This window comes from Shinella sp. OV683 (genome assembly GCF_057787725.1).
The window spans coordinates 5,382,354-5,397,023 of sequence record NZ_CM173543.1 but is presented as its reverse complement, the minus strand read 5'-3'; the positions used below and the strand labels follow the sequence as shown (position 1 = coordinate 5,397,023).

The window sequence follows — 14,670 nt, the reverse complement described above, 5'->3', positions numbered from 1 at the left end:
TTCAAACCACACAAGTCAGGACATAGCTGATGTGGCAACAAGTATACGACCCGTTGGGAAATCCATATCTTTCGGCATTGGTCGCAGCGCTTCCAATCTTGTTCTTCCTCGTCGCATTGACGTTCCTGAAGCTCAAGGGATTGAATGCCGCGATCGTCACGTTGGCACTATCGATCGCCGTATCTTTCATCGTAGTTGATATGCCGATGGAAAAGATACTTGGGGCGGCCGTCTTCGGCATCCTCAGCGGTCTGTGGCCGATCGGCTATATCGTGCTCATGGCGGTCTGGCTGTATAAGTTGGCGGTCAAAAGCGGCAAGTTCGATGTTATCCGGGGAAGTATTGCAACGATATCGGATGATCAGCGCATTCAGGTCATTCTAATTGCTTTCTGCTTCGGTGCCTTTCTTGAAGGTGCGGCTGGATTCGGTGTGCCCATCGCCATCTGCGCCGCGCTACTCGTGGAGCTGGGTTTCAAGCCGATCAAAGCAGCTATGCTCTGCCTGTTGGCCAACGCTGCCTCTGGCGCATATGGCGCCATCGGCATTCCCGTTGTGGTCGGGGCTCGCGTGGGTGGGGTCGATCTCACTGAAATGTCTCTCATGATGATCGCCATCGTCCAGCTGTCCACGCTGTTCGTGCCACTGTTGCTCATTCTTGTTCTCGATGGCTTTCGCGGCGTGACCGAAACCTGGCCAGTGGTGGTCCTGATTGGCGTACTCTTCAGTAGTCTTCAAAGTCTCACATTGTATTTCCTTGGCCCGGAACTGACTGACATCGTAGCCCCGTTGGCCTCGATGGGCACACTGGCCTTGTTCATGCAGTTCTGGCAACCGAAGCGGATTTACAGAGAGGATGGCGCTCCGCCCGTATCGGCTCAACGCTGGTCCCTCACGGAGGTAATCAGGGCCTGGTCTCCCTTTTACATTCTGACCGGTGTTATCTTCGTATGGAGCATGCCGCAGTTTAAGCAGCTCTTTGCGGATGATGGTCTTTTCGCGGCCGCGGTGTTGAAACTGCCAATCCCGTTCCTGCATTTGCAGGTCGAGGAAATACCTCCGATTGTCGATGCAGCCCATGCTCTGCCTGCTGTCTGGAACGTAGCTCTGATCAGCGCATCGGGAACGGCAATTCTAATCGCCGTAATCATCACAACATTGTTCTCGTCGAATTTGTCAATTTCGGAAGCATTCAACCAGCTCAAGACCGCAATCCGTGAGCTGTGGAGCCCGCTGACCATGATCTCTCTCATCATGGCCGTCGCCTATATCGCTAATTTCTCTGGAGCATCATCCAGCATCGGCCTGGGATTGGCTCAAACCGGCCGGATCTTTCCGCTGATTGCGCCTGTAATCGGTTGGTTTGGCGTGTTCATCACCGGATCGGTTGTCAACAGCAATACCCTCTTTGCCCATCTGCAATCGGTTACAGCTGCCCAGATCGGCACCAGCCAAGCCCTGTTGGTGGCCGCCAATACGAGTGGTGGAGTGATGGCAAAACTAATCTCGCCGCAGTCCATCGCAATAGCCGCCGCCGCTGTTGGCCAAGTCGGCCGAGAATCCGACATCATGCGGACGACTCTGTTCTACAGTTTTGCGCTTCTCGTTTATGTCTCCCTGTGGACACTTATGTTGTCATTCATAGTTTGAGCGAAATAAAATCGATAATTGCTGAAGATCGCGCCGCATGCAGATCTTGAGGCCGAGGTGATGTCCGCAGATTGCCATGGCGACCCTTTCGCGATGGACAGTTCATGCGATATCTCTAAGATATCTAGCGTAGAAATTGCCGAGCGTCGACCGGCGCAATCTGCCCGGAGTGACGGCACAGGAACGGGGGCTCGCTTGCTGTGGCTGCTTGCCGAATTGAAGTCGCATCCGGAAATGGTCGTGTTCCTCACGCTTGCTTTGGGCTACACCGTCGGCCGGATCAGGATCGGCAGTTTCACCCTCGGCTCGGTCACCGGCGTGCTGTTCTGCGGCGTGCTGATCGGGCAGATCCGTGTGCCGGTTTCCGATGATCTCAAGGCGACGTTCTTTCTGCTGTTCCTCTTCTCCATCGGCTACAAGGTCGGCCCGCAATTCTTCTCGAGCCTGAAGAAGGAGGGACTGCAGCAGTTCGCCGTCACCATCCTTTTTTGTTTCGCCGCGCTGGCCGCCAGCCTGGTCGCGGCCGTCGTCTTTCAATTCGATCCCGGCACGGCTGCGGGGCTAGCCGCCGGCGCACTGACGGAATCGGCCGCCGTCGGCACGGCTGGCGATGCGATACGTTCGATGAATCACGATCCCGCCCGGATCGCTGAACTCACCGCAAACGTTGCGACGGCTTTCGCCGTCGCCTATCTGGTCGGCGTGGTCGGGGTGACCTGGCTGCTCGGAACACTGGCGCCGCGCCTAATGGGCATCGATCTCGCAGCCGAATGCCGCAGCCTTGAGGCACAAATGAACCTCGGCCGGGATACGGACTTCTTGTCGGCTCGGCGAGCATTCGAACTGCGTGCCTTTGAAATCAAGGACAGCTTCGACGGCAAGACGATCGCGGAGTTCGAAAACTCGATCGGCGACCGCTTGTTCGTTGAGAGAATCCACCAGTCCGGTACGATCATCGATGCAACGCCGAAGATGGTTTTGCACAGCGGCGATATCATCGCGCTCTCCGGCCGGCGTGAATTCCTGGTGCATGACCGCCTCGGCCAGATGGCCGAAGTCGAGAATGTCGAGCTCCTCGATATCCCCATCGACACCGTCGACGTCATCGTCACCAGCGGCAACATCATCGGCAAGACGCTTGCCGAATTGTCCGAGGCTCCCATGGCACGCGGGGTATTTCTCCGGCGCATCGCCCGGTTGGGCAACGAACTGCCCCTGACCCCTGCAACCATGATACAGCGCGGCGATGCCTTGACGCTCGTCGGCCTGCAGCCGCGCATCGCGAGCGCGATTTCGTTGCTCGGCTATGCCGACCGCCCGACATCTGTCACCAACATGTCCGTGGTCGCGACTGCGATCTTTCTCGGCGCGTTGATTGGTCTGCCGGCACTACATATCGGCAGCGTCGAGATTGGCCTGGGAACGAGCGTCGGCACATTGCTGGGCGGGCTTGTCTGCGGTTGGCTGCGAGCAACGCGCCGCACCTTCAGCCGCGTGCCGGAAGCCGCACTCTGGATATTCGACTCGCTCGGCCTCAACGCCTTCATCGCCATCGTCGGTCTGACGGCAGGGCCGCGTTTCTTCAGCAGCCTGATGGATTCCGGCCTTTCGCTGTTCGTCGCGGCGGTCTGCGTCGCCTTCCTACCGCATCTTCTCACCATCTTGGTCGGCCGGAAGCTGATGCACATCCATCCGGGAACCCTGCTCGGCATCTGCGCCGGCGCGGGAACCTCAGGTCCCGCCCTCGCAGCGATACAGGAAACGGCGCAAAGCAAGATCCCGACGCTGGGTTATGGCGTTTCCTACGCTGTGGGCAATGTGCTCCTCGCGCTCTGGGGCACTGTCGTGGTGTATGTGGTGCATTGAAGAGACGGTCAGGAAGGCTTCAGGCGAAGAGGTGGACTTGCGCCCTTTGGAATGGACCGTTTCAGGCTGCGGGGTTGCCGGTGAGTCCTCGAACTGTTGTGGGAGGAGATAGCCCAATGCGGAATGGAGACTGCACCGTGTGACCGATAAGGTTCATGATGCGTACCTTGTTTTGACAGGGCGTCTCAGAGGCAGTCGACCGATGCGGAAGGCCAGGTCTTCGGGCCTTCCCCTCGTCATATCGTCAGATCAGAACGCGCGCTCGAAGCGGAGCATAGCAGACTTGGTATCCGGGCCCTGATCGAGGTCATAGTAGATGCCTTCGAAGAGAACCGAGAAGCCAGAAGCAACTTCCCAGTTGACATCGCCAACCAACCGCCAGGAGCCATCATCCCACCACTGGATGTCCTTCGACAACGTGATGGTGTCGGTAACCTTGGCCTGCAGGCCGAGAATCGCGCTGAAGCCGTCGTAGGCGAAGAAGATGTTCTGCGAGCTATCAGACCACAAAGGCATGAAGCGGACGCCGAACATTCCGAAGTTGCCGGCAACCAAGCCCTTCAGCGAGACTGATTCAGCCGATTCGTCGTAAGCTGCACCACCAGCAACCTCCCACTCGCCGACTTTAACGGACACACCGCCAGTGACGTCGGGCATATACTTACGACCACGATTCAGGTCGTTGAGGTCAGCACCGCTATGGTCCTCGCCGCGGTAGAGCTTACCGTTTACATCCGACGTGGAGTAGTACTCGTCAGCATCGTTGTCCAACGAAATATAGGCCTTCCAACTGCCAAATTCAGCGGTGTAGCTGACATACTGGCGAGAATCCGGGTAGTCCCAATCGGTTTGGTAGATTCCGCCGTCATCGGTGAAGCCGCCGTTGTCGCCGAAAAACTTGGCCCACTGGCTGTCCCAGTTGCCAAATTCCAGGCCGCCGATGCCGAAGTAGTAGTACCAGACCAATGAGTCAGCGGGGCCGGAACCGTCTATATCGGTTCCATTGTTGACCTGGTTGCCTTCAAGGCGCACCCAACTGAAGACCGTACCCCATTCGGAATCGTTCTTGGCTTCGACGTTGAGCCTGATGCGGCCGTGGTTGTCGTAGACCTCGTCTTGGTTGCCTGTCTTTTGGACGCGCTTTTCATAGCGCAGCGTGCCGCCGATCTTGAGGCAGGTTTCCGTTCCCGGAATGTAAAAGAAGCCCGTGCCGTAAGCATCGCAGACTTTGACATATTCCATGGGTTCCGGTTCAGCCGCAACCACTGCATCGGCAGCGCTGGCGCCGGAGACGACCGCAAACGCTGCCGCAGTTCCAAGAAGAAGGCTCTTCATGCTCATTTCCCCATCTCCAGTAACTCTTCAGGAGCCGGGCTCTGTCGCTATGCGATGCCCTCGTCCAGATCCTTGCGCGGAAAAGATCGCTCCTCTTGATCCCGACCGGAGAATTAGCATTTCAGTGAATCGTGAACAATGGCAAGAAAGCTCGACTGGCAATGGCAGCGGCGATCTGGAGAATGGTGTTGTATAATTAACACTGCATATACGAAGAACCCGCATTTCCGTCACATCGCCCATGCTGCTGAGATGCGGTGTATGTGTACTGCTACGGCGATTGCATTTCACCATTGGGCGGCCGGTTAGCAGGGACCGTAGTAATCACGCGCCACCCTAACCATGTGAATGCGATACTCACGAGGGGATTGAGTATGTTGAAAAAGCAGAACCCGAAATATGCTGTGGTGCTCACTCCCAGTGCTGATGCCATGTAGGCACCGCAGCTGTTCCACGGAATAAGCGGTGACGTGACGGTTGCCGAGTCCCCCACCACCCTTGAAAGCATTACTGGAGCCAATCGACGGGCGGCGAACGACGGCCCGAACAGCCGGGCGGGCAGGGCGATGGAGATGTATTGGTCTGAGGTGACGATATTCGAAAGCACGGAGGTGCCCACCACGGTCGAGACGAGACCACCGTCCGATTTCGCACGCCGGATCAGAGGATCGACAAGCCGGTTCAGGAGGCCGGCATGCTCCATGACGGCTCCAAAGGCGAGCGCGGTGATGATCAGCCAGACGGTGTTCATCATGCTGGACATGCCGCCTCGCGTCATGATTTGATCAAGTGCTTTGTCTCCCGTCGAGGCGACATATCCATTCGAAAGCACTGACCATACTCCCTTGAGCAGGCCCAAGCTTCGGGGAAGTTCCGGCGCATTGGCAAACGCCAGCACTCTTTCTGGATCCTGGAGGATGGCGAGCAGGGCACCTGCGACCGCGCCCGCGAAGATCGCCACGAATGGCGCGATTCGGGCTACGGAAAGCGTGAAGACAAGCACGAGGGGGATAAATGCCCAGATGGAAACGTGCATTTTGCTATCGATGGCGCGAAGAAACACGGTTGCGTCGAAATCACCGGGTCGGCCGAGCATCGAGAAGGCCACGGCTGCGATGCCGAGCGACGGAATAGATGTCCAGAGCGATTCACGGATATGTCTGTAGATGTCCGAACCAGCGGTCGCTGTCGCCAGGTTGACCGTGTCGGACAGTGGTGACGCCTTGTCACCGAAATAGGCTCCGGAAATGATTGCTCCGCCTGTGATAGCGGGCGAGAGGCCCATACTGGCAGCAACGCCCATCAACCCGATACCGATCGTGCCGGCAACCGTCCATGAGCTGCCTATGCTAAAGGCCACGAAAGCACAGACGAGCAGGGTTGTTGCGTAGAAAAAATTAGGACTGAGCAGCTTCAGGCCATAATAAACCATTGACGTGATCGTACCGCTGATCGCCCAGGCGCCGATCAGGGAGCCGACAGCAAGCAGGATCAGGATTGCCGGAAGACCCGTGGCGATACCATTGACGACAGCCTCCCTTATCCCCTCCCAGGACATGCCGTTCTTGTATGCAACACCGGCTGCAATCGCGCCGCAAAGCAAGAGCGCCACCTGATTAGGGCCCGATGATGCGGCATCGCCATAAAGCAGATACGAAAGTGCCAGGAGAGCGATCAGCGCGATGCTCGGAATCAGCGCATCGGTCAGTGACGGCGGTCGAATACCATTTTCACGTTCCGTTTTCTCAACCATGGCTACGACCTTGTTAGAAGACGGCGTACATCCTTAGCGCCGGGCGTTGGTCAGCCATGCCATGCTATTCCGGAAAAGGCCGGACTGATGATTGTGCCGCGCTCATGGTTCAAAATTGCAGGAATGTCAGCCAATGCACCGATAGCTGCTGCCTTTCCGGTCGACGTGGCGAAATGACAGGCAGCGTCGACTTTTGGACCCATCGAACCTGCCGGAAACTTATATTGGCTCATTGCTTCCGGATTCGCTTTATGGATTGCCTTTTGTTGTGGGGTTCCCCAGTCAGTGAATACCGCGTCCGCATCGGTGGCCATGATGAAAAGATCGGCATTCAATTCGCGCGCCAACAGTTCCGTGCACAGGTCCTTGTCGATCACAGCCTCGACACCGATCAGTTTCCGATCTTCGCCCGCCGCATACATTGTCGGGATGCCACCGCCGCCGGCACATATGACGATCGTTCCTTTTTCGAGAAGCCAATGGATCGGACGATTCTCAAAAATGCGTTTGGGCACAGGTGACGGCACAACGCGACGCCATTTCTCGCCATCCTGCTTGAAAACCCACCCTTTGTCCTGTTTAAGCCGGTCTGCATCTGCCTTCTCGTAGACCGGGCCCACGAATTTCGTGGGATTCTTGAAACCCGGATCATCACCATCGACCTCGACCATGGTCAACAGCGTCGCGAAAGGCACTTCGAAGGGCAGGAGGTTGCCGAGCTCCTGCTCTAGCATATAGCCGATCATGCCTTCCGTCTCAGCACCCAGCACGTCGAGCGGATAGGCTTCATCAGGCTTGTAGGACGCGCCCTGCAGGGCAAGCAGCCCCACCTGCGGACCGTTGCCATGGGTGATCACCACCTGATGCTCCTTTGTGATCGGCGCAATAGCTTCCGCAGCCACCTTGATGTTCTTGCGTTGCATCTCGGCAGTCATTGGCTCGCCACGTTTGAGAAGCGCATTTCCGCCCAAGGCGATGACGATACGCATGATCAATCCCCCAGAGTGGCGACGAGCAGAGCCTTGATGGAATGGAGGCGGTTCTCCGCCTGTTCGAAGGCGATATTGGCCTCGGATTCGAAGACGTCATTGGTCACTTCGAGTCCATTAGACATGCCGTAATCGTTGGCGATCTGCTTGCCGAGCACGGTCTCCGTGTCGTGGAAGGCCGGCAGGCAGTGCATGAACTTGACATGCGCGTTGCCGGACGCCTTCATCAGTTCGGGATTGACCTGGTAAGGCGTGAGAAGCTTGATGCGCTCCTTCCAGACTTCTTTCGGCTCGCCCATCGACACCCAGACGTCGGTGTGGATGAAGTCGACATCCTTGACGGCAGCCTTAGGGTCCTCGGTGATCGTCAGGCGGGCGCCGGATTTTGCCGCCAATTCATCGGCAATCTTGCGATACTCATCGGCGGGCCACAGCGACTTCGGGCCACATATGCGGACATCCATGCCCATCAGGCAACCGACGATCAGCAGTGAATGCCCCATGTTCGACCGGGTGTCGCCGACATAGGCGTATTTGATCTGCTCGATCGGCCTGTCGCTGAATTCACGCATCGTCATGACGTCAGCGAGCATCTGGGTGGGGTGATACTCATCCGTCAGGCCGTTGTAGACCGGGACACCCGCCCATTTTGCCAGCGTTTCCACGCCGCCCTGGGCCGCGCCGCGATACTCGATCGCGTCATACATGCGGCCCAGCACGCGAGCTGTGTCCTTGAAAGATTCCTTATGACCGATCTGCGAGCCGGCCGGATCGAGATAGGTGACGTTCGCTCCCTGGTCGGAGCAGGCGACCTCGAAAGCGCAGCGCGTCCGGGTCGAGGTCTTTTCGAAGATCAGGCAGATTTCCTTGCCCGCGAGGTGCTGCTGTTCGGTGCGGGCATATTTGGCCCGCTTCAGGTCGCGGCCAAGGTCGAGCAGGAAACGGAACTCGCGCGGCGTGTAGTCCTGGACGGTCAACAGCGAGCGGTTGCGAAGATTGAGACTCATGATGCTTCTCCAGATTTTTCGAGATTTCGGTTTGGATCCCGTCAGTAAGCCGGATCCCGTGAAATCGGGCAGGTCATGCAGTGGCCGCCGCCACGACCGCGGCCGAGTTCGGAACCGCGGATCGTGATGACTTCAATGCCTGCCTTGCGCAGCAGCGTGTTGGTGTGAGTGTTGCGGTCATAAGCCACGACCACGCCAGGCTCGAGGGCGACGACATTGTTGCCGTCATCCCACTGCTCGCGCTCGGCCTCATAGGCATCACCACCGGTGGCGACAGTCCTGAGTTTGCCGATGCCAAGGGCCTCGCTGACCACTTCCAGCATGGGTTTCTCGTCTTCTCGGACTTCGAAGCCGCCGTTGTCGTCCTTGGGATAGATGCTGTAGCAGCGGATCTGGTCGACGACATCGCGAAACAGGGTAACGACATCGCGGTCGCAAAAGCTGAAGACGGTATCGAGATGCATAGCGGCCCGGCTCTTGGGCATCAGGCAGCCGATGACACGCTCCGCTGCCTTGTTCTTGAAGAGTGAACTCGCGACCTGGCTGACCGCCTGGTAGGTCGTGCGCTCGCCCATACCGATCAGCACGTTACCCTTGCCGATCGGCATGACGTCGCCACCCTCCATTGTGGAGTTGGCGAATTGTTCGTCTGAGTCGCCCCACCAGATCTTGAAGTCGCCACCCTTGAAAGACGGATGGAACTTGTAGATCGCCCGCTGGATAAGCGTTTCCGGACGGCGCGCGGGCCAGAACATCGGATTGACGGTCACGCCGTTGTAGATCCAACACGAGGGGTCGCGCTGAAACAATGTGTTGGGAATAGGCGGGGTGACAAATTCCGACGGTCCAAAGGCGTCGAGCAGCATTGTCTTGGCTTTGGAATCGGGAAGATCGGCATTGGCGATGCCGCCGATCAGGAAGGCTGCCAGCTGCTCTGCAGGCAATTCGTCCAGCCACGGACGAACGGTGTCGACAATTTGCATGCCGAGGGCATTGTGGACAATCCGCCTGTCGAGCACAAACTTGCGAGCCTCGGCATCTGCCACCGTCTCGGCCAACAGATCATGCATTTCCAGGACTTCAACGCCCCGTTCCTGCATTTTCAGCACGAAATCGTAGTGGTCTTTCTGGGCCTCGTGGACCCAGATGACATCGTCGAACAGGAGGTCGTGGCAATTGCCGGGAGTGAGCCTTTGATGTGCAAGCGATGGCCTGCATACCATCACCGTCCTTAGCTTGCCGACTTCCGAATGGACACCAAAATTAGGCACGATTAGGTCCTCCATTGGTCACTGGAATGTTCAAGGCCTGCAGGTCGCGTTCGATCAGAGCGGGCTGATCTTCCCGACGATGAGCAGGTATGCCGCTATCAACGCCAGCACGACTATGATGCCCGCGATCAGAGCCTCGGCGCCGGTAAATATCTTTTCGCCGTGCTCCCGCCTTGCCATGACGAAGACAAGGATGCCCGGGGCAAACAGGATCGTGCACATCAGCAGGTATGTAAGTCCGGCGGCATAGACCAGCCACAGGCCGTAAAGCGTGGCGACCAAGCCGACGATCAAGTCGCGGTTGCGTCCCGAGCCGTTGGTGTAGGTTTCGCCCGTCAGTGCAAGCTTCAGCGCATAAGCTCCCGAGAACACGTAGGGAGGCAGAATGGCGACCGAAGCAATGAAGTAGAAGAACTGGTAGGCGCTCTTCGAGAAGAAGCTGAGTACGAGGAACACTTGGATGAGCGTGTTGGTCGCCCACAGGGAGTTGACCGGTGATCCGTTTGAGTTTTCCACTCCGAACCATTTCGGAAACGTACCATCCCGTCCGCATGTGAAGGGAATTTCGGCGCAAAGCAGTGTCCAGGACAGGAACGCACCGCCGACCGATATCATCAGCCCGACATTGATCAGCGCCGCGCCCCAGCGCCCGACGAGCGGCTCCAGTACGCCGGCCATGGACGGAACCTTCAGGCCGGCAAGTTCAGGCTGGCTGAGCACGCCGGTTGATATCAGAGAAACGAGAACATAGACTCCGAGGGCGCCGATGAAGCCGATAACCGTGGCGCGCCCGACGTCGGAGCGTCTGGCCGCGCGTGCGGAATAGACGCTGGCCCCCTCTATGCCGATGAACACCCAGAGCGTCACGAGCATCGTGCTCTTGACCTGATTGACGATGCTGCCGAGACCGGTATCGCCCTCCGCGCCGGTCGGGTTGCCCCAGAAATTGAAGGTGAACTTGTCCCAGTTGAAGGCGATGATCGCGATAACCACGAACAACAGCAGCGGCACGAGTTTTGCAACCGTCGTGATGATGTTGATGAAGGCGGCTTGCTTCACGCCCTTCAGCACGAGGAAATGTACCAGCCACAGGCAGATCGAGGCACCGGCAATGGAGATCAGATTGTTGCCGTCGCCGAAAGCCGGGACGAAGAAGGACAGCGCGGAAAATATGGCTACGGCATAGGCAACGTTGCCCAGGAAGGCGCTGAGCCAATATCCCCAGGCACTGTTGAAGCCTATAAACGCGCCGAAACCGGCTTTCGCATAGGCGTAAGGCCCGGCATTGAGATCCGGCTTCCGCACGGCGAGTGACTGGTAGACGAATGCGAGCATCAGCATGCCGATGCCGGTAATGATCCAGCCGATGATGATCGCCCCGGGCGAAGCTCCACGGGACATGTCGGAGGGCAGGTTGAAGACGCCGCCGCCGATCATCGAGCCTACCACGAGAGCCGTCAGCGGCAGGAGAGTGAGTTTGTCGGAGCGTTCCTCTGTTGCGAATGCTTGCTCATGAACAGCTGCCATGTTGACACCTTCGCTAGCTAAGAAAAGCAATGAGTAGATTGTGTCCTCGATAACGCAGTTCAGTTCCGTTGGTGCACGGCTTTCAACTTCGGTATCGTTTTAGGGCAGCGTGCGTTGAGAATCCGCTGCGTGTGCAAGGGCAATGGGTTTCGTGCAATGCTTAGGTTGCACAATTTTCGGATGTCCGAGACAATCGGACCAAGATCCGAGAATGCATAATTGTCGGAATGGGTTTGGCCACCCATCCGCATCGCTAGGGCCCCGCCAGTAGCTGTAGTGGCGGCCCCTCGCTCTCCGTTATGTATATTTCCAGTATCTATATTAGAATATATTAATGGTAGACGCTTGAACCGAAATGTCAACACCGTCGCGTGAGCCTTCATCGAAATCGCCTGCAAGACAACTGCCGTATACGTTTAGGCATTCAAATGTGCTGATCGAGCGCCCCATCGCTAAATCGGTGAGGCGTTGAGAGACTGCACGGGCAAAGTCGCACATGGGGCCCAATGCGCGACTGGGTGCATGTCCTTGCATTCGAAGATGGAAAACAGCCTGGGGCTTGCAGGAACGATTCATGCACTCCACATAAATGCATTGCGTGACGATTGCTCAGAGCTTTTCCGGCGCCTGGACATCGACGATCTCATAGATCTCCAGGGCACCTTCGCGTCCCTTCGCCGTCGCCTTTCCCAGCGGCTTGAAATTTGATCTGTCATGACATTTCGCAACAACAGCGGCTGTCGTCAGGATGGCCGTACCATAAGTCTTGTTCATTCCCTCGAGCCGTGAGGCAACGTTGATCGTGTCGCCCATGGCGGTATATTGCAGGCGATCGCGTGCACCGACGCTGCCAACGACGGCCATGCCGGTATGAATTCCGCAACGTGTGCGGAATTCCGGAAGGTTTCTGGCTTGTTGCCTGGAGTTGAAATCCTTCAATCTCCTGTTCATGTCGATCGCGCAGCGACAAGCGCTTTCTGCGTGCTGGGCATCAGCGACGGGTGCATTCCACATCGCAAAGATGGAGTCTCCGAGAAATTGAATGATCGTGCCGCCGTGCGCCTCGACACTCTCATTGAGGATATCGAAATATTCCGAGAGCATCGCCACGACATCTTCCGGCGTGTGGTGTTCGCTGATCGTCGTGAAATCGTAGATATCGGTGAACAGTGCCGTGACTTCCTGCCGGCGTGCCGATCTGCCCGAGAAGTGCCCGGCTTCTATTCCTTTGCGAACAAACTCTTTCGGAACGTAGAGGGTGAACGTGAAAATCGCGTCACGCGCCCTGTTCATCGCTGTTCCAAGGGCGCTGATCTCGCGGACGCGGCTTGGTACGTCGATAGGCGTCCTGAACTCAAGATGCTGAAAGCGGTTGGCGCTCTCTGTCAATTGAGAGAGAGATTTGGTGATCAGATGGGCCAGCAGCAGAGCACAGAGAATCGCCAATGCCAGTACGGCACCGGCAATTGCAAGCCCTTGTATGAAGCCGCGTTTGGCGGACACCATAAGCTCTTCCAGCGGCGCTGCAATGACCAGCCTGTCTCCGGAAAACAGCAGGGCGGATTTGATCGGCGTGGCCATCACGACGAAGGTCCGGCCCTCGACATCAACGAAGCTCGTCTTTCCAGGCACAGGAGGTTCTGCCTTGATCCTTCTCAGGAGCGGATCGGAGAGCATTGATTGGTCGAAATCGCGCTCGACCTTGGAGGTCATGATACGATTGTTGATCGCCTTGTCGGAATGAATGATCAGCTTGGCATCGGCATTGATCAGAAAGGCGACGGAACCGGGGGTGATCCGCTCCTGTGCCAGGAAGTCGGTGACCGTTTGCAGAACGACATCCGCCCCGATGACGATCTTGGGATTGTGGATATGCGCCTGCGATATCGTCATGCCGAGCGCGCCGGTGGTTGCCATCACATAGGGGCCGGTGGCAACAGGCTCGGTCCCGTCCACCGCCATGACATACCAGGCGCGCAGCCGCGGATCGAAGCGGGATGTGCTTATCTTCTCACCTGACACTCGGTTTCCCATCGCGTCAAAGAAGAGAACATGCACCATAGGCAGCCCGCCACCGGTCGGAACAATCAGTCGGATCGCAAGTTTTGCTTCGTCGGGCGCGTTAAGAACCTTACGCCATGCGACGCTTCTCAGATCGACGACATGGAAAAATGAGCCGTCAGGATAGCCAGCGTAAACGCCTTCGATGTGATGGGATCGCCTGATGACCTCGCGCAACACCGCGAACTTGTCATCCACTCGTTCTGTCGATTTTGCCAGCAGTGAATTTGAAACCGATGCGACCATTCCGACCAGCGCCGACGTGTCTCCCGAAAGCACTTCCAATCGCCCGACCAGGCGGTCCGCAAAGCCGTGCATGTTGTCTTCGACGCGTTCAATCGCGAGATTGCGTGCACGGATATAGGTGATCCCCACCAGCGTCGCAGATACTGCCGTCAGCAAGGCGACCATGACGAAGCCTAGGATCAGTCTCAATGATGCCCTTCGAGGTACATCTGCTGCCGTTCTCCCGATCATGCGCGTCACATTCCTTTGCTGCCGCCCGTCAACAGCAATTTTACCTTCGTAAGGTAACTTTGCGGGCTCGTCAGAAGAAGTACGTTACAGTAACAACAATGCAAATCCGCCGCGAATATATCGAGAAGCAATGTTCTGCACAGACGGAAGCTTGCGAACTGCTCCATGCAAACGGATGGCATATCGGCGAGCTTGACTCTCTCTCGTCGCTGACCCACCGTGCTGGTCCTATGCGCGCGGAGTGAAGCATGACGACCAAACCGAAACTCATCGTCCTGGCCGCCTTTAACGAGACCGACGAGGGCGAGATGACGCCGGCTTTCGATGCCAGGCAGTTCGACAGCGAAGAACGTGCCATCCGCGAAGCCAGGAAGATCTCAGGGGACCATGCCGCGGTCGTCGCATGGTCGCGCGAGGCTGATCCGGATCTCGGCGATTATGGCCCGCCGAAAGTGCTTTTTCAGCAAGGCAATATTCCAGACATGGAGTAGCATGGCTTTCGGTCCCATTCCGATGAGACCGCATATCGACACTGGCTTGCTGGGGAGATGGCACATGACGCTTGATGTGAAGTTATCGGCAGCCGCTGACGGCGACTCGTCCAAACATCTCTGTCGTCACGCTGGCTGCAAGAGATGGGGCGGATGGGGATATGACGCAGGCGCAGGCATCAGCGAATGGTGGTGCTTGGAACATCGCCCCAATCACGATCCAGTCCAGCCGACCATGGAGGCG

General features: G+C 57.3%; 11 protein-coding genes. 4 read left to right on the top strand and 7 right to left on the bottom strand.

The genetic code is table 11. The annotated features are described in order from the left end of the window. Positions 1-29: 29 nt before the first annotated feature. Together ACXHRN_RS26115 and aspT are read left to right on the top strand one after the other, a co-directional pair. Positions 30-1,649 (top strand): L-lactate permease, encoded by a 1,620-nt coding sequence (locus ACXHRN_RS26115; RefSeq protein WP_488639172.1) that lies wholly within the window; start codon positions 30-32, stop codon positions 1,647-1,649. Positions 1,650-1,844: 195 nt separating this feature from the next. Next, positions 1,845-3,515, top strand: coding sequence for an aspartate-alanine antiporter (gene aspT / locus ACXHRN_RS26110; RefSeq protein WP_488639171.1), 1,671 nt, complete (start codon positions 1,845-1,847; stop codon positions 3,513-3,515). A gap of 249 nt (positions 3,516-3,764) precedes the next feature. Here the strand turns inward: aspT and ACXHRN_RS26105 are convergent, their stop codons facing one another. The 7 genes from ACXHRN_RS26105 to ACXHRN_RS26075 all read right to left on the bottom strand — a co-directional run bounded on the left by ACXHRN_RS26105 (position 3,765) and on the right by ACXHRN_RS26075 (position 13,935). Further along, entirely contained in the window at positions 3,765-4,856 is a 1,092-nt protein-coding gene (locus ACXHRN_RS26105) for a porin (RefSeq protein ID WP_488639170.1), read from the bottom strand. 265 nt (positions 4,857-5,121) lie between these two features. Continuing rightward, positions 5,122-6,603: a Na+/H+ antiporter NhaC family protein gene (locus ACXHRN_RS26100; protein WP_488639169.1), complete on the bottom strand. Its 1,482-nt coding sequence runs from the start codon at positions 6,601-6,603 to the stop codon at positions 5,122-5,124. 50 nt (positions 6,604-6,653) lie between these two features. Continuing rightward, complete coding sequence (arcC, locus tag ACXHRN_RS26095; RefSeq protein WP_488639168.1) at positions 6,654-7,592, bottom strand: carbamate kinase; 939 nt, start codon at positions 7,590-7,592, stop codon at positions 6,654-6,656. Between the two features lie 2 nt (positions 7,593-7,594). Then, a complete protein-coding gene (locus ACXHRN_RS26090) occupies positions 7,595-8,599 on the bottom strand; it encodes an ornithine carbamoyltransferase (RefSeq protein WP_488639167.1) in 1,005 nt (334 codons plus the stop codon). A gap of 41 nt (positions 8,600-8,640) precedes the next feature. Then, complete coding sequence (gene arcA / locus ACXHRN_RS26085) at positions 8,641-9,870, bottom strand: arginine deiminase (protein ID WP_488639166.1); 1,230 nt, start codon at positions 9,868-9,870, stop codon at positions 8,641-8,643. Between the two features lie 54 nt (positions 9,871-9,924). Continuing rightward, positions 9,925-11,397 (bottom strand): arginine-ornithine antiporter, encoded by a 1,473-nt coding sequence (gene arcD, locus ACXHRN_RS26080; RefSeq protein ID WP_488639165.1) that lies wholly within the window; start codon positions 11,395-11,397, stop codon positions 9,925-9,927. Between the two features lie 609 nt (positions 11,398-12,006). Then, entirely contained in the window at positions 12,007-13,935 is a 1,929-nt protein-coding gene (locus ACXHRN_RS26075; RefSeq protein ID WP_488639164.1) for an adenylate/guanylate cyclase domain-containing protein, read from the bottom strand. On the opposite strand from ACXHRN_RS26075, the gene ACXHRN_RS26070 reads away from it, so the two are divergent. After that, entirely contained in the window at positions 13,893-14,180 is a 288-nt protein-coding gene (locus tag ACXHRN_RS26070; RefSeq protein ID WP_488642042.1) for a hypothetical protein, read from the top strand. The two genes, ACXHRN_RS26075 and ACXHRN_RS26070, sit on opposite strands and share 43 nt — an antisense overlap. A gap of 3 nt (positions 14,181-14,183) precedes the next feature. Then, positions 14,184-14,426 (top strand): hypothetical protein, encoded by a 243-nt coding sequence (locus ACXHRN_RS26065; protein ID WP_488639163.1) that lies wholly within the window; start codon positions 14,184-14,186, stop codon positions 14,424-14,426. The last annotated feature ends 244 nt before the right edge of the window (positions 14,427-14,670 follow it).

Bases quoted from the DNA above. Each gene is read 5' to 3' on its own strand.
- ACXHRN_RS26115 (WP_488639172.1), top strand. From the start codon at position 30: ATGTGGCAACAAGTATACGACCCGTTGGGAAATCCATATCTTTCGGCA.
- ACXHRN_RS26105 (WP_488639170.1), bottom strand. From the start codon at position 4,856: ATGAGCATGAAGAGCCTTCTTCTTGGAACTGCGGCAGCGTTTGCGGTC.
- ACXHRN_RS26100 (WP_488639169.1), bottom strand. From the start codon at position 6,603: ATGGTTGAGAAAACGGAACGTGAAAATGGTATTCGACCGCCGTCACTG.
- arcC (WP_488639168.1), bottom strand. From the start codon at position 7,592: ATGCGTATCGTCATCGCCTTGGGCGGAAATGCGCTTCTCAAACGTGGC.
- ACXHRN_RS26090 (WP_488639167.1), bottom strand. From the start codon at position 8,599: ATGAGTCTCAATCTTCGCAACCGCTCGCTGTTGACCGTCCAGGACTAC.
- arcD (WP_488639165.1), bottom strand. From the start codon at position 11,397: ATGGCAGCTGTTCATGAGCAAGCATTCGCAACAGAGGAACGCTCCGAC.
- ACXHRN_RS26070 (WP_488642042.1), top strand. From the start codon at position 13,893: ATGATGCCCTTCGAGGTACATCTGCTGCCGTTCTCCCGATCATGCGCG.
- ACXHRN_RS26075 (WP_488639164.1), bottom strand. From the start codon at position 13,935: ATGATCGGGAGAACGGCAGCAGATGTACCTCGAAGGGCATCATTGAGA.
- ACXHRN_RS26065 (WP_488639163.1), top strand. From the start codon at position 14,184: ATGACGACCAAACCGAAACTCATCGTCCTGGCCGCCTTTAACGAGACC.